2 protein-coding genes are annotated in these 1,306 nt (G+C 65.5%); one reads left to right on the forward strand and one right to left on the reverse strand.

Annotation, left to right across the window (positions count from 1 at the left end; translation table 11 throughout):
• Window positions 1-495: trehalose-6-phosphate synthase (locus AB4Y86_RS19080; RefSeq protein WP_441403693.1), on the reverse strand; the 495-nt coding region annotated here is incomplete at its 3' end.
• A gap of 310 nt (window positions 496-805) precedes the next feature.
• Between AB4Y86_RS19080 and AB4Y86_RS19085 the strand changes: the two genes are divergently transcribed.
• A partial coding sequence (locus tag AB4Y86_RS19085) for a DsbA family protein (protein ID WP_441403692.1) occupies window positions 806-1,306 on the forward strand: 501 nt, incomplete at its 3' end.

Consider the following 1,306-nt stretch of genomic DNA (forward strand, 5'->3'; position numbering starts at 1 on the left):
CTCCGGCGGCGGGAAGGGAATGTGGTTGAAGAAGCCGATCTTGAGGTCCGGGCGCGCCTCGCGGAGCATCTTGGGCACGAGCTGGAGCTGGTAATCCTGCACCCACACGGTGGCGCCCTCCGCGGCGTGGCGGACGACGGCGTCGGCGAACCGTTTGTTGACCTTCCGGTAGGTGTCCCACCAGGCACGGTGGAATTCCGGCGGCGCGATCACGTCGTGGTACAGCGGCCAGAGGGTGGCGTTGGAGAATCCCTCATAGAAGAGCTCGATGTCCCGCGTGCTGAGCTGGACCGGGACGAGGTCGATGCCGCCGTGGCTGAAGGGTTCGAGGTGTTCGTCGGGGGCGCCGTGCCAGCCCACCCAGGCGCCGTCGGTCTTGGTCATCATGGGGGCAAGCGCCGTCACCAGGCCGCCGGGGGAGCGTCGCCAGCCGTCCTCGCAGCCGGGCTCATCCGCGGAGCAGCGGTCCACCGGCAGGCGGTTGGACACGACCATGAAGTCGAAGGTCGCGGCCGAGTCCGACGAGTTCGGGTGCCCTTCCGCCGCGGGTGCGGTGTCCTGCTCCCGTTCGGTTGGCTGTGCGGTGTCCTGCTCGGCGTGCTGCTCTGCCCGCTCGGTTGCTTGCATTGGTGCCCCCTGGGATCACTGTTGGCTCCCATCCACCCTAGCCGGGCGGAATCTTCTGTGCTATTCGTCCGTTGGGCATACCGAAGAAACTTGAAGACGCAAGCTCACGGGTTTCTCCCCTAAAATGGTGGAGTTGCCACCAAGTGGACCATCCCAGGCCGATCAACACGAGGAATCAATGAGCCCCGCAAACGAACCCCGACAGTCCAAGGCAGAGCGCACTGCCGCGGCGCGTGAGAAAGCCCGTGAAATCCGCGAGACGCAGCTTAAGAAGGACAAGCGCAACAAGCTGCTGATCGGCTGGGGCATTGTTGTCGCCGTGATCGCCATCATCGCGATTGTGGCCTTGGTGGTCAGCTCCAACATCCAGAAGAACGCCCCGATCGCCGACTCCGGCCCGACACCGGCGAACGGCAACGTCCACGGCGGCGTCGTACTGCTGGCCAACACCGACGTGGCCAAGTCGGCCCCGGGCAACGTCAACGCGGCAAATGTGCCGTCGCCGCCCGCCACGCCGCCGACAACGGTGACCGCGCCCGGCGCCGAGGCTGAGGCGGGCAAGCCCGTCAAGGTGGTTCTCTACATCGACTTCATCTGCCCCGTGTGCAAGAACTTCGAAGCGCAGTACAACCCGACCCTCACCAAGCTGCGCAACGACGGCAAGATCACCGTCGAATAC

Origin of the sequence: Arthrobacter sp. 2YAF22_2 (assembly GCF_052114645.1) — a bacterium.
In the GTDB taxonomy this organism is placed as follows: Bacteria; Actinomycetota; Actinomycetes; order Actinomycetales; family Micrococcaceae; genus Arthrobacter.